17 protein-coding genes and 1 tRNA gene are annotated in these 19,599 nt (G+C 52.5%); 5 read left to right on the forward strand and 13 right to left on the reverse strand.

Annotated elements, in window-relative coordinates; translation table 11 throughout:
• Positions 1–39: 39 nt before the first annotated feature.
• Positions 40–363 carry a hypothetical protein gene (locus FCL42_RS19095; RefSeq protein ID WP_136865030.1) on the forward strand — a complete coding sequence of 108 codons (324 nt, stop codon included), beginning with the start codon at positions 40–42 and terminating at the stop codon, positions 361–363.
• Here the strand turns inward: FCL42_RS19095 and FCL42_RS19100 are convergent.
• Positions 360–1,316 (reverse strand): LysR family transcriptional regulator, encoded by a 957-nt coding sequence (locus FCL42_RS19100; protein ID WP_136865031.1) that lies wholly within the window; start codon positions 1,314–1,316, stop codon positions 360–362. The two genes, FCL42_RS19095 and FCL42_RS19100, sit on opposite strands and share 4 nt — an antisense overlap.
• A 96-nt stretch (positions 1,317–1,412) precedes the next feature.
• Here FCL42_RS19100 and FCL42_RS19105 point away from each other — a divergent pair, with 96 nt between their 5' ends.
• Positions 1,413–2,603: a multidrug effflux MFS transporter gene (locus FCL42_RS19105; RefSeq protein ID WP_136865032.1), complete on the forward strand. Its 1,191-nt coding sequence runs from the start codon at positions 1,413–1,415 to the stop codon at positions 2,601–2,603.
• 150 nt (positions 2,604–2,753) lie between these two features.
• Entirely contained in the window at positions 2,754–3,929 is a 1,176-nt protein-coding gene (locus FCL42_RS19110; RefSeq protein ID WP_136865033.1) for a multidrug effflux MFS transporter, read from the forward strand.
• A gap of 65 nt (positions 3,930–3,994) precedes the next feature.
• Here the strand turns inward: FCL42_RS19110 and FCL42_RS19115 are convergent, their stop codons facing one another.
• From FCL42_RS19115 to fkpA, 6 genes are all read right to left on the reverse strand, one after another.
• On the reverse strand, positions 3,995–4,960 hold the full coding sequence (locus FCL42_RS19115) for an ABC transporter permease (protein WP_136865034.1): 966 nt from the start codon (positions 4,958–4,960) through the stop codon (positions 3,995–3,997).
• Positions 4,961–4,963: 3 nt separating this feature from the next.
• Entirely contained in the window at positions 4,964–6,076 is a 1,113-nt protein-coding gene (locus FCL42_RS19120; RefSeq protein WP_136865035.1) for an ABC transporter permease, read from the reverse strand.
• On the reverse strand, positions 6,073–7,650 hold the full coding sequence (locus FCL42_RS19125) for an ABC transporter ATP-binding protein (protein ID WP_136865036.1): 1,578 nt from the start codon (positions 7,648–7,650) through the stop codon (positions 6,073–6,075). The genes FCL42_RS19120 and FCL42_RS19125 overlap by 4 nt, the downstream gene beginning before the upstream one ends.
• Before the next feature lie 78 nt (positions 7,651–7,728).
• Positions 7,729–8,733, reverse strand: coding sequence for a BMP family lipoprotein (locus FCL42_RS19130; protein WP_136865037.1), 1,005 nt, complete (start codon positions 8,731–8,733; stop codon positions 7,729–7,731).
• 390 nt (positions 8,734–9,123) lie between these two features.
• The gene (locus FCL42_RS19135) at positions 9,124–9,807 is read right to left on the reverse strand and encodes an MOSC domain-containing protein (protein ID WP_136865038.1); all 684 of its coding nucleotides are present in this window, start codon (positions 9,805–9,807) and stop codon (positions 9,124–9,126) included.
• A 56-nt stretch (positions 9,808–9,863) separates the two neighbouring features.
• Positions 9,864–10,649: an FKBP-type peptidyl-prolyl cis-trans isomerase gene (gene fkpA / locus FCL42_RS19140; RefSeq protein WP_136865039.1), complete on the reverse strand. Its 786-nt coding sequence runs from the start codon at positions 10,647–10,649 to the stop codon at positions 9,864–9,866.
• A 160-nt stretch (positions 10,650–10,809) separates the two neighbouring features.
• Here fkpA and FCL42_RS19145 point away from each other — a divergent pair, with 160 nt between their 5' ends.
• Positions 10,810–11,352 carry a YaeQ family protein gene (locus FCL42_RS19145; protein ID WP_136865040.1) on the forward strand — a complete coding sequence of 181 codons (543 nt, stop codon included), beginning with the start codon at positions 10,810–10,812 and terminating at the stop codon, positions 11,350–11,352.
• Between the two features lie 657 nt (positions 11,353–12,009).
• Here the strand turns inward: FCL42_RS19145 and FCL42_RS19150 are convergent.
• From FCL42_RS19150 to FCL42_RS19165, 4 genes are all read right to left on the reverse strand, one after another.
• Positions 12,010–12,435, reverse strand: a complete 426-nt coding sequence (locus FCL42_RS19150) for an HIT domain-containing protein (RefSeq protein WP_136865041.1) — start codon at positions 12,433–12,435, stop codon at positions 12,010–12,012.
• Positions 12,436–12,445: 10 nt separating this feature from the next.
• A complete protein-coding gene (locus FCL42_RS19155) occupies positions 12,446–12,967 on the reverse strand; it encodes a phosphatase PAP2 family protein (protein WP_136865042.1) in 522 nt (173 codons plus the stop codon).
• Positions 12,968–13,052: 85 nt separating this feature from the next.
• The gene (locus FCL42_RS19160; protein WP_136865043.1) at positions 13,053–15,041 is read right to left on the reverse strand and encodes a DEAD/DEAH box helicase; all 1,989 of its coding nucleotides are present in this window, start codon (positions 15,039–15,041) and stop codon (positions 13,053–13,055) included.
• A 273-nt stretch (positions 15,042–15,314) separates the two neighbouring features.
• On the reverse strand, positions 15,315–15,950 hold the full coding sequence (locus FCL42_RS19165) for a glutathione S-transferase family protein (protein WP_136865044.1): 636 nt from the start codon (positions 15,948–15,950) through the stop codon (positions 15,315–15,317).
• Positions 15,951–16,185: 235 nt separating this feature from the next.
• On the opposite strand from FCL42_RS19165, the gene FCL42_RS19170 reads away from it, so the two are divergent.
• Positions 16,186–18,069: an HD-GYP domain-containing protein gene (locus FCL42_RS19170; protein ID WP_136865045.1), complete on the forward strand. Its 1,884-nt coding sequence runs from the start codon at positions 16,186–16,188 to the stop codon at positions 18,067–18,069.
• A 373-nt stretch (positions 18,070–18,442) separates the two neighbouring features.
• Here the strand turns inward: FCL42_RS19170 and FCL42_RS19175 are convergent.
• Positions 18,443–18,518, reverse strand: a tRNA-Phe gene (locus tag FCL42_RS19175).
• Positions 18,519–18,675: 157 nt separating this feature from the next.
• Positions 18,676–19,227: a hypothetical protein gene (locus FCL42_RS19180; RefSeq protein WP_136865046.1), complete on the reverse strand. Its 552-nt coding sequence runs from the start codon at positions 19,225–19,227 to the stop codon at positions 18,676–18,678.
• Positions 19,228–19,599: the final 372 nt, after the last annotated feature.

The following is a 19,599-nucleotide window of genomic DNA, read 5'->3' on the forward strand; positions in this document are numbered from 1 at the left end:
TACACTTAACTGCCGTGATGTGAAGGTTGGAGTGTTGCCATGAATCTAATTCTTCGTTTTGCCAGTGCCTTAACTTGCGTTTTGGCGGTGATGTTCTCTCCCAAGCTTGCTGCTGACACCTCAGGGTTGATCTTGACGAAGCAGGAGTGTGACGGCACCAAGTGTGTGTGGGTATGGCAGTACCATAAAGGCTGGGCACCCGATGCCAATGCATTGCGGGAACTTTATGACTACGGCCGCCACCTGTCCGCTGGCACCACGGTGATTACTGAAAACATAAAGCAGCGAACCTTAACCTTGTCAGTGGAGCAATCCAAAGCTCTGACGGCGTTGCAACCGGTAAGTTGCGACGCCACCTGTTAGTTCCGAGGGGCCATTTCGGCGGCCTCCTCCAAGCAATATTGAGCAACAAATTCACGCAGCCAGCGATGCGCTGGATCGGCGTCGATACTTTGTGGCCACGCAATCAGTTTGAATGACGGCTGCAATTTGACTGGCAGTGGCAGCTTCACCAAGTCGTGGGTGTCCGCCACCTGATTGCCAAATCCTTGAGTGCAGGTAAACACCATGTCGCTGTGTTGGGTGAGTACGGCGGCTGAGTGGAAATCTGACGTCACCATTCCCACCTCCAGCGTGTGTCCTTGCTCCGCTAAGACTCGGTCGAGTAGCCAGTGTTCACTGCCTTCACAATCCATCTTTACGTGCTGCTGCGTGAGGTAGACGCTTAAATCCCAGGGATGTTCCAACACCGGGTGACCTTGGCGCACCAGGCAGATGTGGCGCTCTTCCACCAAAGGTTGGTAACAGAGATTTTTAGGAATGGCGGCAATTTGATGTGCCCAAGGTGCCCGCTCATCCACGTCCCGAGCAAACAGAGCCAGATCGGCCCGGCCTTTACACAACCCCGCCATGGTTACCGCTTCCCAGTCCAACGTCTTGAGTTTGATGCCGGGAGCGGCTTTCATCAGTGGTGCCAGAAACTTAGGCAGTAGGGTAACGAAGCTGGTTTCATTGAGGGCGATCCGAAATTGGCGCTGACTGGTGGAGGGATCAAACCCTTGCGGCTCGATGATCTCCTCTGACAACGCCAACCAGTGGCGCAGCTTGGGTTCCAAAATCCTTGCTCTTGGGGTGGGCTTGAGCCCTTTTGGATGGCGCTTGAACAAGGGGTCGTTGAACTGCTGCCTGAGCTTAGTGAGCTGCTTACTGACTGCAGATTGGCTCAGAAATAGTCGCTCGGCGGTACGAGACACGCTCTGCTCCTCAATGAGAGTGAGCAGGGTACGCAGTAGATTCAAATCGGTGTGGGCAGACATGATATTCCTCATGGGAATAAAGCTGGATGACAATAAGTCATTTTAATTCATGACTCAGAGTTTTTACAATAACCGCACTGATTCAAAGGAGACCCCATGCGACTGACTAACCCTTTACCCCTTTTTATGATGATGGTGCTGTTTTCCCCTTTGGCCATCGATATCTTTTTGCCTGCGGTTCCTGTAATGGCCGACAGCTTTGGGGTTCCTGTTAGTTGGATTCAACAGTGTTTGCCGGTGTTTATGCTGGCTTTTGGTGCTGGGCAACTATTAGCAGGCCCACTGGCGGATCGTTATGGTCGCCGCCCTGTGGCTCTGGTGGGGGCTGTTACCTATGTGGTGACCTCGATGCTGGCGGCGATGGCCAGTGAATTTAGCATGTTGATGCTGGCTCGCTTGGGGCAGGGTTTTTCAGCCTGTGCGCTGTCTGTAGCGGCTTTTGCTGGCGTGCGTGATACCTTCGGCGCCGAGCGTTCCAAATCGATGTTCAGCTATCTCAACGGCGTGATCTGCATTGTGCCGGCCATGGCACCACTGCTGGGTGGTTGGCTCACCGAGATCTGGGGGTGGGAATCTAACTTTTGGTTTATGGCGGGCTACGCTGCGGTTGTTGGGCTGATTATGTTTTTGATGCTCAACGAAACTCGCCCTGCTAACACCAAGAGTGATGGCAAACTATTGTCGATGACCGCTTACAAATCCATTGTTGGCGTGGCGGAGTTTCGTTTCTATGCCTTGCTGGTGTTACTGGGCATGGCAATGATTATCGGTTATGTGACCCAGGCTCCAGCACGATTAATGGTAGAACTTGGGCTCAATTCAACTCAGTTCGCTCTGTGGTTTGGGGCTAACGCATTCATCAACATCGTGGCGGCGTTTATTGCCCCTAAGGTGATTAAGCAGATTGGCCAAACCAAAGGTCTATGGATTGGTGTGCTGGTGATGGCAGCATCCGGTGTGGCGGAATTGATGCTGCAATCGGTGATGACGCCACTGGCCTTTATGGCTCCGGTATTTACCGCCAGTGTCGGCTTCTGTTTCGTGATTGCCATCTGCAGTGGCAGTGCTTTGGCACCATTTGGTGACCGAGCTGGAACCGCGGCGGCGTTACTTGGCCTGTTCCAGATGACTGGCAGTGCCATCCTTGTGGGCTTACTGGCAGCCAGTGGCTTGAGTGCAGTGATGCAGTTGTCGGTATTGATGTTGCTGCCACTGGTTTGGTTGGTATTGGCCAAAAAGCCTGAGTCAGATGACACCGCACAAGAGACAGTGACAGCCAACTCTTAATTGGTCCTCTCTGAACGCAAAACGGCGCCATTTGGCGCCGTTTTTTTTAATGGGTTGAGGGGAATGGAGAGTCATGATTCGGCTCACGGGAATAACCTGGTGCAGCAATATAATCGAGGTTGATTTTCAGTAAATATCGCAAGGATGCTCATGGGACTGCGTAACCCTTTTCCCCTATTTATGTTGATGGTGCTGTTCTCGCCTTTGGCCATCGATACCTTCTTGCCTGCAGTGCCGATGATGGCAGACAGTTTCGCTGTGCCCATCAATTGGATGCAGCAGTGCTTACCGATGTTTATGTTGGCCTATGGGGCTGGGCAGTTGCTGGCTGGGCCACTGGCGGACCGTTATGGTCGTCGTCCGGTGGCTCTGCTCGGGGCTTCAACTTATGTGCTGACCTCCTTGATGGCGGCGCTGGCCGCGGATTTCAGTGTACTGATGCTAGCGCGCTTAGGGCAGGGTTTCTCGGCTTGTGCGTTGTCGGTTGCGGCCTTCGCTGGTGTTCGTGACACCTTTGGTGCAGAGCGGGCTAAGCCGATGTTTAGCTACTTAAATGGGGTTATCTGCATAGTGCCTGCGCTGGCGCCACTGCTTGGCGAATGGTTGACAAAAAATTGGGGTTGGCAATCCAACTTTTGGTTCATGATCGCCTACGCCACTGTTGTGGGGATGGTGATGTTGTTCGTACTTAAAGAGACTCGCCCGGCGACCACGAAATCCGAAGCAAAGCTGATCGCTATTCGTGCTTATTGGCCGATTGTGAGTGTGTTGGAGTTTCGTTTTTATACCGGACTGGTCATGCTGGGTATGGCGATGAGTGTGGGGTTTGTCACCCAAGCGCCGGCAAGAATGATGGTTGAACTGAAGCTCGATGGTACCCAGTTTGCGTTGTGGTTTGGCGCCAATGCCCTTATCAATGTTGCCGCTGCATTTGTTGCGCCTAAAGTGATTACGCACCTAGGGCAGGGGAATGGTCTGCGGTTCGGTGTTGGGCTGATGGCTATCTCTGGCATATCGGAGTTTGTATTTAGTGGGGTGATGACACCCTTGGCGTTTATGGTGCCGGTGTTTACTGCCAGTGTTGGTTTCTGTTTTGTCATTGCCACGTGCAGTGGCAGTGCCTTGGCGCCATTTGGTGATCGAGCCGGAACGGCGGCAGCGTTACTTGGTCTGTTCCAGATGACTGGCAGTGCCATTATTGTTGGTGTGCTGGCGATGACTGGGTTAAGTACCGTAATGCAGTTGTCGATTTTGATGATACTGCCCTTAGTGTGGTTCGTTGTTGCCAGAAAGCCTGCTGTTGAAGCGTCTAGGGTCCACTCATAGTCACGATGGGATAAACAAAAAACGGCGCCATTTGGCGCCGTTTTTTCTGATTAAGCAACGGCTTATTAGCGTGATTTCACGTAAGGAACACCAACTGCTTTTGGACCAACGGAGCGGCCGATGAAGCCAGCCAGCAACAGTACGGTCAGGATGTAAGGCAGTACTTCGATCATCTGTACTGGCACTTCGCCGATGCCGGGTAGCTCAACGCCTTGCAGGCGCATGGCGAGGGCATCTAGGAAGCCGAACAGCAGACAACCAAACATCACGGTCAGTGGACGCCATTTACCGAAGATAAGCGCGGCCAGAGCGATAAAGCCTTTACCTGCACTCATGTTAGGTACGAAACCGGCGTTTTGCGCGGTAGACAAGTAAGCCCCTGCGATACCACAAAGGATACCGGCGATGATCAGTGCGCGGTAACGTAACCAAGCAACAGAGATACCCGCGGTATCCACTGCGTGTGGGTTCTCACCAACCGCGCGCAGACGCAAACCGAAACGGGTGCGATACAGAACCCACCAGCACACAGGTACCAGAGCAAAGGCTCCGTAAACCAACAGGTTGTGGTTCGACAGCAGCGTTGAGTAGATGCCACCAATCACTGGCACATCGGCGAGAGCGTCGGCAAACGGCAAGCTAATTGGAGTAAAGCGCTGCTCATCGGTCAGAGTCGGGGTTTGACCGCCCAAACCGAAGAAGTAACGACCCAAGGTGATGGTGATTCCCGCAGCCAGAATGTTGATGGCCACGCCAGAGACCACCTGATCACCATTGTGGGTGATGGAGGCAAAGCCGTGGATCATTGACATCATAACCGCTACGGCCATGGCGGCCAGCAGACCCAAGTACACGTTACCTGTGGTGTAGGCAACTGCCGCGGCGGCAAACGACGCGGTGAGCATTTTGCCTTCAAGGGCGATGTTGACGATACCGGAACGCTCGGAAAACATACCGGCCATGGCGGCAAGCAGCAGTGGCGTAGACACACGCAGGGTGGCGTCCAGGATTAGGATGATATTCTCAAACATGACTTACGCCTCCGCCTGAGCTTTCTTAGGGAGCAGGGCGAAGCCTTTCTCCAGATAAGGTTTCAGCATGAACTCCAGAGCACCACAGAACAGGATAACCAGAGCCTGTACTACCACCACGATGTTGCGGTCCAGTTCAGGGTATTCGAACGCCAGTTCAGCGCCGCCTTGGAACAGCAGGCCAAACAGGATGGAAGCCAGAATAATGCCCACAGGGTGACCACGGCCCATCAGCGCTACCGCAATACCGGTAAAGCCGTAGCCAGCGACGAAGTCCAGTTTCAACTGGCCAGAGTAACCCTGTACCTCGTTGATGCCCACTAGGCCAGCCATGGCACCGGAGATCAGCATGACGATCACGGTCAGTTTCTTCGGATCGATGCCACCGTAGCGAGCCGCAGTTGGGTTGCTACCCAAGGCGCGAATGGCGAAGCCCCAACGGGTGTGCCACAGCAGAACCCACAGGAACAGGCCGGTCAGCAGTGCGATGATGAACGACAGGTTCAGAGGAGACTGTTCAAACTCGATGCCGAACCAACCCAGCATTTCATGCATGAATGGCAGTTGGGCGCTGTCTTCGAAGATACGAGAAACCGGTGCCATCTGGCCGTCCAGTTTCAGTACGTTCACCATCAGATACACCATCAGCGACGAGGCGATGAAGTTGAACATGATGGTGGTAATTACGATGTGAGAACCACGATACGCCTGCAGGTATGCCGGAATGAATGCCCACAGGGCACCGAACAGCATAGACGCGGCCATGGTGATAGGCAGAAGAGCCCAGAATGGCAGGCTGGCATCCAGTGCCAAACAGGCTAGACCCACGCCTAAGCCACCGATGTAGGCCTGACCCTCACCACCAATGTTGAACAGGCCGGCGGAGAACGCCAGTGCCACACACAGGCCGGTAAAGATAAAGTTAGTGGCGTAGAACAGGGTGTAACCAATGCCCTCTTCATAGCCTAACGCACCATAGATCATCACCTGTGCGGCTTCGACAGGATCGATACCAATAAACAGGAACACCAGTGCGGACACGGCGAATGCCAGAGTCACGTTCAATAGGGGCATTAAGCCAACATTTGCCCAGGTTGGCATTTTGGAGTCGCTCACGCTGCATCTCCTTCGGCCTTATCGGCCTGTTTTAGTTCATCAGGGATGACATTCGCCATCATCATGCCCAGAATCCGTTCGTTGGCTTTCTTGGCATCCACTTCGCCAACTACTTGGCCGTCGAACATAACGACGATGCGGTCAGACAGGGATAGAATTTCGTCGAGCTCTACAGACACCAGCAGTACGCCTTTGCCCTCGTCACGCAGCTCAATCAAGCGCTTGTGGATAAATTCGATGGCACCGATGTCCACACCACGGGTTGGCTGACCAACCAGAAGCACATCTGGATTCTGGTCAACTTCACGGGCGATGATCAGCTTCTGCTGGTTACCACCGGAGAACAGTGAGCTGCGCAGGTTTGGATCCCGAGGACGAACGTCCCACTCTTCCATTAGGCGCTGACATTCAGAGTCGATGACTTTGGTTTTGGTCAGGATCTTACCGTTGTATTTCTCCTGCTCGTGGTAACCCAGCAGCGCAGATTCCTTGGCAGAAAACGGCTTAACCAGACCCATGGCCAAACGGTCTTCTGGTACGTGGGCGACGCCTAGGTCACGCACGCTAGCAGGATCGCTTGGTTGTTCGGCACTGATGATGGTGTCGCCAATTTGTACCTTGCCTGAGGTTGGCTCTAACAAGCCGGACAGAACTTCCATGAGCTGCGATTGACCATTACCGGAAACACCAGCAATACCTACGACTTCGCCGGCTTTTAGCTCAATGTTGACGCGTTTCAGCAGTTCAACGCCACGACTATCCACCACGGTGAGATCTTCGGTTTTAAGCAGAGTTTGTGCTGGCTTGGCGTCCTCTTTGTCCACCTTAAGGCGAACTTTACGTCCAACCATCAGCTCAGCCAGTTCCTCTTTGTTGGTGTCTTTGGTGACCACATGGTCAACCATGGCACCACGGCGCATGACCGATACGTTGTCGGTCGCGGCAAGAATTTCGCGCAGTTTGTGAGTGATCAGCAGTACGGTTACCCCTTGATCACGCAGCGCATCTAGGATGCGGAACAGGTGATCGGTTTCCTGCGGAGTTAGCACGCCGGTCGGCTCATCCAAAATCAGGATACGAGCGCCACGGTAGAGTGCTTTTAGGATCTCAACTCGCTGCTGTAGACCCACTGGTAGATCTTCCACCAAGGCATCCAGAGGTACGTCCAACTGGTACTCTTTGGCCAGTCGGGCGAGTTCAGTACGGGCTTTGGTGAGGCTCCCTGCCAGAAGTGCACCTTCCTCGGCGCCCAATACGACGTTCTCCAGAACGGTGAAGTTATCCACCAGCATAAAGTGTTGGTGCACCATGCCGATGCCGGCTTCAATCGCGGCTCGGGAGGTGGATATGCGGCATTTTTTTCCATCCACAAAGATGTCACCTTTATCGGCTTCATAGAAACCGTAGATGATGTTCATTAGGGTGGACTTACCGGCGCCATTTTCGCCGATGATGCCGTGAATGGTGCCGGCGGGCACCTGCAGATTGATGTTGTCGTTGGCGTGAACTGCGCCAAAACGCTTATCAATGCCACGCAGTTCCAGGGCGAACGGTTGTTCAGTTCGGTCTGACATATCTGGGTTCTCTTGGCGATCTTGCGGGATGCAGGGAGGAGAAACCCGGGGCAAGCCCCGGGCTAAAGCGGTAACTGATTAGTAGTTACAGGTGTTGTCGCTCATGTAGTCATGAACGTTGATCTCGCCAGAAACGATCTTGGCTTGGATCTCATTGATCTTCTTCTCCATTTCTGGAGTGATCAGGTCACGGTTGTACTCGTCCAGAGCCCAGCCAACGCCGTTCTCTTTCAGACCGTTAGCCGCGATACCCGCTTCCCACTTACCGTTCTGGTAATCGTTGAACATGTTGTAGGTAGCCAGACCAACGCGCTTAACCATGGAGGTCAGCATGATACCTGGGTGCAGGTAGTTCTGGTTGGAGTCAACACCGATGGCGAACTTACCTTCGTCTTTAGCGGCTTGGTAAACACCAACGCCGGTACCACCAGCGGCGGCAAATACTACGTCAGCGCCTTTGGTGAATTGAGACTTGGTCAGCTCAGAACCGCGAGCTGGATCGTTCCATGCAGACACAGTAGAACCGGTCATGTTCTGGAATACTTCTGCGTCTTTGTTTACGTACTTAGCACCCTGCTCGTAACCGCAAGCGAACTTACGAATCAGAGGGATATCCATGCCGCCTACGAAACCCAGTTTCTTGGACTCAGACTTCATGGCTGCCAGAGCACCCACTAGGAAGGAACCTTCGTGCTCTTTAAATACAATGGATTTAACGTTTGGCAGGTCAACTACAGAGTCGATGATGACAAACTCTGTCTCTGGGTACTTAGTTGCCACTTTTTCCAGTGCAGTACCGTACATAAAGCCAACAACAACGATTGGGTTAAAGCCACGGCGAGCCAAACGCTCTAGGCCCTGCTCACGTTGAGCATCGTTAGCTGGTTCAAATTCACGAATCTTAGTGGTGTTGTCGTTATTGAATTTGGTGACACCATTTTCAAATACGGCTTGGTTGAAAGATTTGTCGTACTTACCGGTAACGTCGTAAGCAACAGCTGGTTTAAAGTCAGCTGCGCCAGCAACAAAAGAAGTCAGAGCCAGAGATACTGCAGCAGCAGTAGAGGCGATAGCTTTCATCATCAAGTCCTCGCGGTTTTGTAGTAATTTTCTGTAAACAGAAGTTCATCTAAAAAGATGCTGTGTCAGGCATATACCGACACCGACTTGGCATCAAGCGGGGATTTTGACCAAGCTGTTCCACTGTGATCCACCTCACAGAAAACTGTGTTCTTGGATAGAAAATGACCACCCTTAGATGTTGTTCACCTTGAAAGTAACTGACGGGAAAATGAACTGGTGTAGTAAACTTACGCAAAAAACACCGGATTTCGCTTCAAATAGCGCCTAAACCGAATTTGGACTAACGACAGTTTTGGCGCTAAAAAACGAATTCATTTTCAATGCGTTGCTTCAAAAGTCATTTTGTAAGCAGCGTTGTCTCGCTGGGCGTGATGTTATAGCAATGTAAAATCACTGGTCAAGAAATAGTCGCCGGCTCCAATCTGCGGTTTGACCAGTTTCTAACCAGCGTCGAGCATGGCTTTTCCACACCTCGGTAAGCTTAGGGTGGTCGATGAGTCGTTGCAGATCGCTGGAGCTTTGGCTCTGCCCATATAGGATTTTCATGCACTGGGCTAACGTTAATCCGCGAGCGTCACGCTCGACCAATTCCAGAGTGTCCGTCGGCTTGATAACGCCCTCCTTTATTACTCGGAAGAACCAACCGCTGCGACCGGTCAGTTGAACCAGAAGGGCCAATTGCTCATAACCAAAACGGCTGTTTATCTTATGGCAGGGACAGCGGGGCTCACTGACTTCCAGCAATACCTCACCAAGTTGGAAGCGGTCGCCAACACAAACGTCAGTTTCCATGAATCCCTCGAGGCTGAGGTTTTCACCAAAGGCTCCAGGTTGAAGAGGAGTTGCGCTGGTGGGTAACTTAAGGGCTTGCCAATGGTGGCGCCAAAATTGGTAGTGCTCCGCGGGATAATAATGAAGGGCCCGCTCGCTGCCGCCGTGAAAGCGGTGATCAGCCACGTCATCGCCCTCCAGACCGGTAGGGGTAAGAGCAATGTCGCCGCAGACTGCCGTTTTCTCAATGGCGCTGGTGTCGTTTTCAAAGGGTTTGGGCTTACCGATATAGAGGGTCGTCATAATAAGGTTCCTATAAAAAAGGCGCCCTCAGGCGCCTTATTACTAAATATCAACTATTACTTCTCAGCGTCTTGCTCAACTTCTTGAGACGGGATGCTTACCAGCTCAACTTCGAATACTAGGGCGGCGTTGCCAGGAATGGATTGGCCTGCACCACGCTCACCATAGCCCAGTTCAGATGGGATGTAGAGTTCGTACTTGGAACCTACGGTCATCAGCTGCAGACCTTCGGTCCAGCCTTTGATCACGCCGTTCAGTGGGAACTGGATGGTTTCGCCACGCTTATAGGAGGAGTCAAACTCGGTGCCGTCGATCAGAGTACCACGATAGTGTACTTCAACGGTGTCGGTTGCGGCAGGTTTGGCGCCAGTACCCTCGGTGATCACCTTGTATTGCAGGCCTGACTCAGTCACCTTCACGCCATCTTTCTTGGCGTTTTCAGCTAGGAAGGCGACGCCTTCCGCTTTGGCGGCGGCGGTTTCAGCGGCTTGCTTCTCTTGCGCCAGCTTGTTGATGCGCTGGTCGAAGGCTTGCAGGGTAGAGGTCATCTCTTCTGCAGACATTTTGCCGTTACCGTTTAGGTGATCGCCAATGGCTTTCAGGACGATGGTGTTGTCGATCTCAATGCCCAGCTCTTTCAGTTGCTCAAAGCTGCCTGCCAGGTTTTCAGCGAAAGAAGCACCCAGTGCATAAGCGGTCTGTTGATCTTCGTTAGCCCAGGTCGGAGTTTCAGCTGCAGCTGGAGCCGCTTCAGTTTTGGTGTCTTCAGTTTTAGCTTGCTCTTGGCAACCGGCCAGAGCCACAGCGGCGCTAACTAGGCCGATTTTAAATAGAGTGCGCATTGTTATCTCCCAAAAAATTGTCCCAACTACTATTGGGGCTTAACTTGTAATATGCAAGGGTTAATACCCGAATTGGCGTTAGGACAGTAAAAATAGCGGCTAGTTCCTACAAAGTATTGTTAAAATAGCTCTTTACTCTATTAAACAAAGAAGTGTGATCATGGCGCAGAAAGCGACGGTGTTTAAGGCTCAGGTAGAGCTGGCAGATATGGAGCGTCATCAGTACTTAAGTCAGAGTCTGACTTTGGCTCGCCACCCTTCGGAAACCAACGGCCGCTTGATGGTGCGTATGCTGGCGTGGTGCATGTATGGTGATGAGCGTCTGGAGTTCACCAAGGGCCTGTGTGCTGACGATGAACCTGAGCTGTGGTTAAAGAATGATGCCGGCGAAATCGAGCTGTGGATTGAGCTGGGGCAACCCGACGAGAAGCGCTTGAAAAAAGCCTGCTCTCGAGCCAAGCAAGTGGTGCTATTTAACTATGGTCAGCGTAGTGCTGACGTGTGGTGGCAGCAAAACCAAGGGAAACTGGGGCAGCTGAAAAACCTTACCATCTGGTCGATTACCGATGAGGAGTTTGATGCCTTGGCAGAGCTCGCGGCTCGCGGTATCAAGCTGCAGGCCAACATTATGGATGGTCAGGTGATGTTGTCGACGGAAACCGGAACTGCGGCCATTGAGCCGAGTTGTCGTCAGCGGGCATAACTAGTTATTGAAAAATGGCCTGTCAGTGACAGGCCATTTTTTGAGGTGTTCGCAGACTTCTAAAGAGAAAGGATATTGGTCAAGGCTATGCCTCCGGCGGGCAAGGGGTTTCACCCCTCTGCACACCCCTTTGCCGATTACGGGACGTAATCCCTCGCTTTCGAAAAGATACCAACCGTACCCTTGATTTACTCATTCAGCTGGAATCAAACCTGTTTCAGACAAGGCAGTCACTTGATGCTTCAGTGGTTCTGAAGTGAGGGTGACTAACGCAGTATGAAGCCGGTTTGGACCAGCCCGAAGGGAAGCCATTAGAAGCACCGACTCGTCGTTGCGATTACTTCAAAGGGCGCACCATTCGCTCGCAATCACGCCTAGATTCAATGCTTCTACTGGCTTCTGAAGAGAATAACTCACGGGTGTGGTTGGTATTAATCGATTCAGCCACGGCACGATGCGTCACCCTTGACTTAGCGTGCCTCTCGGACATCCTGTCCTCGGCTTCTCTTCGCCGCAGCTACTCTCGGCGTCCCGAGTCGGCTATTAGCGCTCGCACAGAAATCCGTTTGAAGACTGATAGAGCGGCTGTTCCGCTCTATTTCAGCTCTGAATGCCTACGGACAATCGAAGTAATTATGATGTTTTCAGTGATGAAACTTATGCGCTAACAAAATTGCTAATACCACCTAGGCGCTCCCGCCAAGCTGCTACCTGCTGTTCCAGTTCGGCTTCGCTCAGCAGTACTGCCGGATGCGCTCCCCAAATTGGCCCCGGCCAGGCATCGTCTCCCTCAAAGCGCGCCACATGGTGCAGGTGAAGTTGGGGCACCATGTTGCCTAGGGAGGCGACGTTGATTTTATCCGGCGATAGTGATGTTTCCATCAGGCTGGCAACCGCGCAGGATTCCGCCATCAGTTGCTGCTGATCATCGGCGCTAAGATGATGGAGCTCTTTGATGGCATTTACCTGAGGAATCAGAATCAGCCACGGATAACGACCATCTTTAGCTAATCTGATTTGCGATAACGGCAGACTGCCAAGCAAGACCGAATCCTGCTCTAGGCGGGGATGAAGTTCAAACATCAGTTTCTCCTTAAAAACGCAGTTGGCCAGCCAAACCGATCTGATCTTTGCTTACGTATGGCACCACGCTTAGGCGATCGTTGGGGGTAACTAAAAAATAGTTGAAGGCCAAACCAATGGCGGCACCAGCGAGCACATCAACCACTTCGTGATTGTCGGTTTGTACTCGAGCATAACCGGTATAGCTGGCTAGCAGATACGCTGGCACTCCATATTCCCAGCCATAGCGGCGCTGCAGAAAACTGGCGGCACTGAAGGTAACGGCGGCGTGACCGCTGGGAAAGGCATCATTGTCTTTACCGTTAGGGCGCTCTTTATCTACGGCGGCTTTCAGCGCATAGGTGGTGGCGGTGGTTGCCAGTAAGCTGGTACCAAATTGCCATAAGCCCTGCTCGTCGTCTTCCACAAAATAGGCGATGGAGGCGGCCGCAGCCGGTAAGGCGATCTCCAGAACGTCAGAGCTGTCTTCGGTAAATGAGGCGTGGGCGGGAGCGACAGCCAAGGCCATCACCAATAAGATCCAATTGCGCATAAAAAAGCTGCCGTTCAATAATTTGAACGGCAGCTTATCAGACTGTCTGAGGCGACAGAAGTGATCGCCTCTTTAACTTAGCGTATTAGTCGCGGTCGTTACGATTACCACGGTAGCCGCCTTCACGACGTTCACCACGACCTTCGAAACGATTGCCATCGCGGAAGCTGCCGCCGTTGTTGTCACGACGACCACGGTAGCCACCTTCACGGTTGCCATCACGATTGCCACGATAGCCACCTTCACGGTTGCCATCGCGGTTACCACGGTAGCCGCCACCATCACGGCCGCCTTCACGGTTGCCACGGTAACCGCCACCATCACGACCGCCTTCACGGTTGCCACGGTAACCGCCGCCATCACGGCGACCACGGAATTCGCCATCACGACGTGGACGACGGTCGCCATCACGCTCTGGACGAGGTGGGATCACTTCGTCAGTCTGCTGACCGTCAATTTGACGGTTGCGGATGCGGATGGTTTTCAGGTCGTTCTGAGCGTATGGAGGCAGATCCTGTGGCAGCTGTACCAAGGTGTGCTCACCAAACAGACGGATTTGACCAATCAGGCGGCTTTCCATCTGCAGTTCGTTCGCTAGGGCACCAACGATGTCCTTCACCTGAGCGCCGTGCTCTTTACCAACGGCTAGGCGGTAGGTGTCGAAGTTGATGTTTTCACGACGTGGGCCGCGCTCACGACGCTCACCACGTTCTGGGCGATCACCACGATCACGACGGTCGAAGCGAGGCTCTGGATCTGGCTTAGGCTTCAGAGGCTTCTTACGCTGACGTTCGAACAGCAGAGCTGCGGCCAGGCTTAGGATGTCCTGCTCAGTCTTCTCGGCCATGTCGGTCAGCATGGATTTCAGTTCGTCCAGATTGCGCTCTTCAACGCACTTCACCAGCTCTTCTTGCAGGCGACCTACGCGGTGACGACCCAGCTCTTCTGCGGTTGGCAGATCCATTGGGATGATGGTGCCTTTGGTCTGACGCTCATAGTTGCGTAGCAGACGCATTTCACGTGGGCGAGCAAACAGAATTGCTTCACCTTCACGACCAGCACGACCGGTACGGCCGATACGGTGAACGTAAGACTCGGAATCCATTGGTAGGTCGTAGTTCACTACGTGAGTGATACGAGGCACATCCAGACCACGAGCTACTACGTCGGTAGCGATCAGGATGGAGATACGACCTTTGTGCAGTTGAGCTACGGTGTGCTCACGCTGCTGCTGACTCATGTCGCCATTCAGAGCGGCGGCTTTAAAGCCTAGGCCGTTCAGTTGGGCAGCAAGATCAACGGTGTCACCACGAGTACGTACGAATACGATCATGGCGTCGTAAGGTAGGGTTTCAGCCAAACGCTCAAGGGCGGTTTGCTTGGAAACGCCAGTTACCTTCCAGGCTTTCTGAGTGATGTTGGCCTTAGCATTTTGATCGGCTGCGATCTTAACGTGCTTAGGATCCTTCAGGAAGCGGTTGGCGATGCGACGAATCTGCTGAGGCATGGTGGCAGAGAACAGAGCCATCTGAGCTTCTTCGCTCAAGTGCTCCAGAATCCACTCGATGTCTTCCAAAAAGCCCATGTTGAGCATTTCGTCGGCTTCGTCCAATACGCAGCAGCTAACAGCATCAAGTTGCAGGCTGCCACGACGGATGTGGTCCATTAGACGACCAGGGGTAGCAACAACTACCTGACAACCACGCTCTAGATCGCGCAGCTGTGGGCCGTATGGTTGGCCACCGTATAGGGTGGTGATGCGCAAACCTTTTAGGTTTACGGCAAATTCTTCCAAGGACTTAGATACTTGGATGGCCAGTTCACGAGTTGGGGCTAGTACCAACATCTGAACATGACGTTTGCTTGGGTCCAGGCGAGCTAGGGCTGGGAGGCCGAACGCTGCAGTTTTACCAGTACCAGTTTGGGCTTCACCCAAAATGTCATGGCCTTCAAGCATGTGTGGGATGGATTGCACCTGGATCGGAGTCGGAGCGGTAAAGCCCAGATCAGTTACGGCCGCAAGCAAAGGAGCCGGCAAGTTTAAGCCAGCGAAATCAATAGTGGTATCAGACATGTAAATCCAATCAGTTGTCGCAATTTCTGCGAAGCGAAGATAATGAGGCGTTAGCCCAATCAACAACCCAGATAGCCGCCTTGGCCGGCAGACGTTGTTTGGCGCTAAGAGCCTCCCACTCAGGAGAAGTGTTCTCTGAGGGCGCGCATTATACATGATTTTATGGTAAAGGGAAGGTTTTTGTTGAAAAAAACACCAAGATTTCTGTCACAGATTTAAGGCGTTTTTTATTGGGGCCTCAACGGGCCCCTTAGCAAGATCAGAAGGTTTCGATTAGGATTCACTGGCCTGAGGTAGAGCGGCTAACTCTTTACTGAGTGCGGCGCGCATTGCTGGCCGCGCGGAGACGCGCTGACGATAGCTGTCCAGCTTTTCGGATAGGGGCTGTTTGAAGCCGTGTGCCCAATTTAAGGTGTGGGTGAGCAAGATGTCGGCGACGGTGAACTGCTCTCCTAATAGGTAGCCCTCGTCAGGTAGCCAGCTCTCCAAAAGCGCCGCCGCCCGTTCAAACTCCCACGCCGCCGTTGCTAAAATTGCCTCAACACGCTGGGCTTTGGGCAGGGCAAACTTGTGCTTTCCCATGGTCCACAGCGGCTGTTCTAATTCGCACAGGATAAAGGTAACCAGTTGATGATGTTGTCCAGATGCGTCGCTGCCCGCTTGTGGCAGCAGTTGTGGGCCATATTTTTGTGCCAGATGCTGGCAGATGGCACCGGATTCGATCAGAGTGAGTTCACCGTCGGTCAGGGCGGGAACCTTACCGGCTGGGTTTAGGCTGAGATACTCAGCGGTTTTGTGCTGCCCCTGCTGGAGGTCGACCAGATGGTATTGCCAGTCGACGCCAAGTTCTTCGAGCAACCATGAGATACGAAGTGAGCGAGTTTTCGGGTATCCGTAGAGAGTAATCATCCATCGTTCCTTGAAAGAGTGTTGCCTCTACCCTAGTGAGGTTGTTGGCCTTAAGCAATAACCCTTTCTCCCTGCCAGAGTTTTTCCAGAAATAAAACCCGACTTCTCACATAATTTCGTAACACTGTGTTAATTCTTCTAATTTCATGATTTAGGACAAATTATGAGTTTGGGAGTGTGATAAATTCCGCCGCAAGTCCATCGGTCACTTAGGTTGCCGATGCAAGGAGGATAAATGGACAGCTACACACGGCAGGAGGGCGTATTGGAATCGACGCCTTCGCCGATTTCGGTCAAACGCAGCAGGGAGTTTTTGGCCAAATATTCACGCCTGCATTTTTTTCGGCGGTTACTGCTTTGCCTGGCGCTGGTTAGCGCCGTATTTGCAGCCCTGTTTTACCACACCCTCAGCTTATTGGCGGAGGTAGATTCTACCGACACCGATACTCGCTTAAATACATTGATCGAAGTGGTTGAGTATTCCGTGGTACAGGATTTTGAGGATCTGACCGAAGATCTGTTTTTTCTTGCTGAGCGTTCCAGTCAAAGTGGGTATTTTCAGCAAGGAGCAGCAGCTCAGGCGAGAGGACAGCTGCAAGACCTGTTTGTTAGCAAAGCCAAGGCGCACCCTGATTTTGATCAGGTGCGGTTACTCTCTCTGCAAGGAGAAGAGCTGATTCGGGTAAATCTGGATCAAGGGCAGGTGTTGGCGGTTGCTCCCCATGAACTGCAAAACAAGCAGCGACGCTCCTATTTTCTTGAGATGCAGAAGTTGGTGCCCGATCAGGTTTATGTGTCAGATTTAAGCTTGAATGTGGAGCAGGGGGTGGTTGAGCTTCCCCACAAGCCGATGATTCGGTTTGCCACTTTAGTTCATCAACAGGGCAAGCCATTAGGGTATTTGGTGATAAACCTAAATGCCCAACACTTGCTAACCCAGATTCGCACCCACTTTCATCATTCTCAAGCGCAGGGCTTGTTAGTGGAAAGCTCCAAAGCATGGCTGCTGCGGGAAAGCGGCGAGTTTGTTCAAGATGATTGGCCCTTTCGAGCGGATCCGGTGCGCTATGGTCCGGTGTGGAACACCATCAGTTCGACCCCCAGTGGCACCATTGAGATTGACGACCTTCGATTGGTGTACGGAACCATCTCCCCCTTTAATCAGATGTTGGCGTCGGGGGTTGATATGGTGATTGGCCAATCTGAATGGAAGGTAATCTTTAAGCGGAGTAGGGAGCAGCTCAGTTGGGCGTATGTGCTCTCCAAGCCTGCTTACGTTGGTATGTTTGTGATTCTATACCCACTGTCTCTGATTTTGGTGGTGGGCGTATGCAGTCAAGAGTCCTCTCGGCGCCTTGCGGAGAGGCGGGTGCTGGAGTTTAGCCAGTCCCTAGAAAAGCAGGTGATGCGTCGACATCACGAGCTTATTGCCACTCAGGATGCGGCCATGGCCAGTTTAGCCAGCCTTGCGGAAACCCGAGATAACGAAACGGGTCAGCATATCTACCGTACCCAGAGTTACGTTCGTGTTCTGGTTTACGATCTGCTCCATCACTCCAAGTACCAAGAGCAGCTGACGCCGGAGTTGGCCAAGCTGATTGTAAAGTCGGCACCGCTGCATGACGTGGGCAAGATTGGCTTGCCGGACTCCATTTTACTCAAGCCAGGCAGCTTGAGTTTGGATGAGTATGAGCAGATGAAACAGCACACCACCATAGGTGCCAAGGCGATTCAGCATGCTATTGATTCTCTCTCCGCTCAGACTGGCATTGATGGTGCGGCAACCTTCCTCGGTATCGCCAAAGAGGTGGCTCAAAGTCACCACGAGCATTGGGATGGCAGTGGTTATCCTGAAGGGTTATCCGGAGAAGCGATCCCCTTGGCGGCGCGCATTATGGCGGTTGCTGACGTGTACGATGCGCTGGTTTCAAGCCGAGTCTATAAACCAACTTTTGGTAAGCAGTTTGCTGAGAAGATCATGTTGGAGGAGAGCCAAGGCCACTTCGATCCCGAAGTGCTGGCGGCATTTAAGCGGCATAAAGAGGCATTTTGGAATATTGCTCAGCGTCATGGGGATCCACAAATTAGCAATATCCCCCAAATGAGCTTGACGGCCTAACTAGAGTGGTGCGGGGCTAAGTTAATAGACATTGGACTCTGACGTGCGGCAGATAGGCGTTTGTTGGAGCGGTAGTTGATGGCGGATTTGCTGTCACCTGCCTGCTTTGATGTCGCTTTGCCGGCGAAGGCCGGTAGCCAGTGGCTTTTAATCGAACCCTGTTTCCTAGACGAAAAAAGCCCCGAACTTTCGTTCAGGGCTTTCTCTTGTATGGTGCCTCGACCCGGTCTACGCAGTAACGTCGCTTGCGACGGTCATCGGACTAAGCGAAGCGCCGTGAGATTACCGGGTTAAGGCACTAGGCCAATGAACCTAACTCCAGCGCCCTAAACGAAAAAAGCGCCAACCTTTCGGTTAGCGCTTCTCTTCAATATGGTGCCTCGACCCGGAATCGAACCAGGGACACGGGGATTTTCAATCCCCTGCTCTACCAACTGAGCTATCGAGGCGGCGGAGTGCATTAAACGGATTTTTACCGTTGGAGTCAACCCATTTTAGGTGATTAATGCCTGTTTGGTGGGAATGTATGCGCTTTGGTTGAATTAGGGGCTTTTGATGGTGCTGTGCAGTTGGGCTGCGGTGGTCAGATTTAACAGACACGGGGCTCTAACGTGCGTCAGAGAGGCGTTTGTTGAAGTAGTGAGTGATGAAGGGCCAGCTATCACCGGCATGCCTTGATATCGCTTTGCCGACGAAGGTCGGTAACCAGTGGCTTTTAATCGAATCCAGCGCCCTAAATGAAAATGACACTGGGCTCTGACGTGCGTCAGAGAGGCGTTTGCTAGGCCGGTAGTTGATGATGGATTCGTTGTCACTTGCATGCTCTGATGTCGCTTTGCCGGCGAACGCCGGTAGCCAGTGGCTTTTGATCGAGTCCTGCTTCCTAAATGAAAATGACACTGGACTTTGACGTGCGTCAGAGAGGCATTTGCTGGGGTAGTAGGTGATGGTGGATTCGCTGTCGATTGCATGCTCTGATGTCGCTTTGCCGGCGAAGGCCGGTAGCCAGTGGCTTTTGATCGAATCCAGCGCCCTAAACGAAAAAAGCCCTGAACTTTCGTTCAGGGCTTTCTCTAAAATGGTGCCTCGACCCGGCCAAACGGAGGGCAGGATGCCTGAAGTAATATCGCTTGCGATAACTCGAAGGGTGGAGTGCATGGATGCACGTAATATACGCAGTAACGTCGCTTGCGACGGTCATCGGACTAAGCGAAGCGCCGTGAGATTACCGGGTTAAGATACCTAGAAACTGAATTTTCTGTAAATGCGAGACATAAAAAAAGCGCCAACCTTGCGGTTAGCGCTTCTCTTCAATATGGTGCCTCGACCCGGCCAAACGGAGGGCAGGATGCCTGAAGTAATATCGCTTGCGATAACTCGAAGGGTGGAGTGCATGGATGCACGTAATATACGCAGTAACGTCGCTTGCGACGGTCATCGGACTAAGCGAAGCGCCGTGAGATTACCGGGTTAAGATACCTAGAAACTGAATTTTCTGTAAATGCGAGACATAAAAAAAGCGCCAACCTT

It is taken from the genome of Ferrimonas aestuarii, assembly GCF_005116665.1.
In the GTDB taxonomy this organism is placed as follows: domain Bacteria; phylum Pseudomonadota; class Gammaproteobacteria; order Enterobacterales; family Shewanellaceae; genus Ferrimonas; species Ferrimonas aestuarii.

What these genes read in the sequence shown, in the direction of transcription:
- FCL42_RS19125 (WP_136865036.1), bottom strand. Translation starts at nt 7,650, where the DNA reads ATGTCAGACCGAACTGAACAACCGTTCGCCCTGGAACTGCGTGGCATT.
- FCL42_RS19170 (WP_136865045.1), top strand. Translation starts at nt 16,186, where the DNA reads ATGGACAGCTACACACGGCAGGAGGGCGTATTGGAATCGACGCCTTCG.
- FCL42_RS19135 (WP_136865038.1), bottom strand. Translation starts at nt 9,807, where the DNA reads ATGACGACCCTCTATATCGGTAAGCCCAAACCCTTTGAAAACGACACC.
- FCL42_RS19155 (WP_136865042.1), bottom strand. Translation starts at nt 12,967, where the DNA reads ATGCGCAATTGGATCTTATTGGTGATGGCCTTGGCTGTCGCTCCCGCC.
- FCL42_RS19145 (WP_136865040.1), top strand. Translation starts at nt 10,810, where the DNA reads ATGGCGCAGAAAGCGACGGTGTTTAAGGCTCAGGTAGAGCTGGCAGAT.
- FCL42_RS19105 (WP_136865032.1), top strand. Translation starts at nt 1,413, where the DNA reads ATGCGACTGACTAACCCTTTACCCCTTTTTATGATGATGGTGCTGTTT.
- FCL42_RS19100 (WP_136865031.1), bottom strand. Translation starts at nt 1,316, where the DNA reads ATGTCTGCCCACACCGATTTGAATCTACTGCGTACCCTGCTCACTCTC.
- FCL42_RS19095 (WP_136865030.1), top strand. Translation starts at nt 40, where the DNA reads ATGAATCTAATTCTTCGTTTTGCCAGTGCCTTAACTTGCGTTTTGGCG.
- FCL42_RS19110 (WP_136865033.1), top strand. Translation starts at nt 2,754, where the DNA reads ATGGGACTGCGTAACCCTTTTCCCCTATTTATGTTGATGGTGCTGTTC.
- FCL42_RS19160 (WP_136865043.1), bottom strand. Translation starts at nt 15,041, where the DNA reads ATGTCTGATACCACTATTGATTTCGCTGGCTTAAACTTGCCGGCTCCT.
- FCL42_RS19180 (WP_136865046.1), bottom strand. Translation starts at nt 19,227, where the DNA reads ATGCACTCCACCCTTCGAGTTATCGCAAGCGATATTACTTCAGGCATC.
- FCL42_RS19130 (WP_136865037.1), bottom strand. Translation starts at nt 8,733, where the DNA reads ATGATGAAAGCTATCGCCTCTACTGCTGCTGCAGTATCTCTGGCTCTG.
- FCL42_RS19150 (WP_136865041.1), bottom strand. Translation starts at nt 12,435, where the DNA reads ATGTTTGAACTTCATCCCCGCCTAGAGCAGGATTCGGTCTTGCTTGGC.
- fkpA (WP_136865039.1), bottom strand. Translation starts at nt 10,649, where the DNA reads ATGCGCACTCTATTTAAAATCGGCCTAGTTAGCGCCGCTGTGGCTCTG.
- FCL42_RS19115 (WP_136865034.1), bottom strand. Translation starts at nt 4,960, where the DNA reads ATGTTTGAGAATATCATCCTAATCCTGGACGCCACCCTGCGTGTGTCT.
- FCL42_RS19165 (WP_136865044.1), bottom strand. Translation starts at nt 15,950, where the DNA reads ATGATTACTCTCTACGGATACCCGAAAACTCGCTCACTTCGTATCTCA.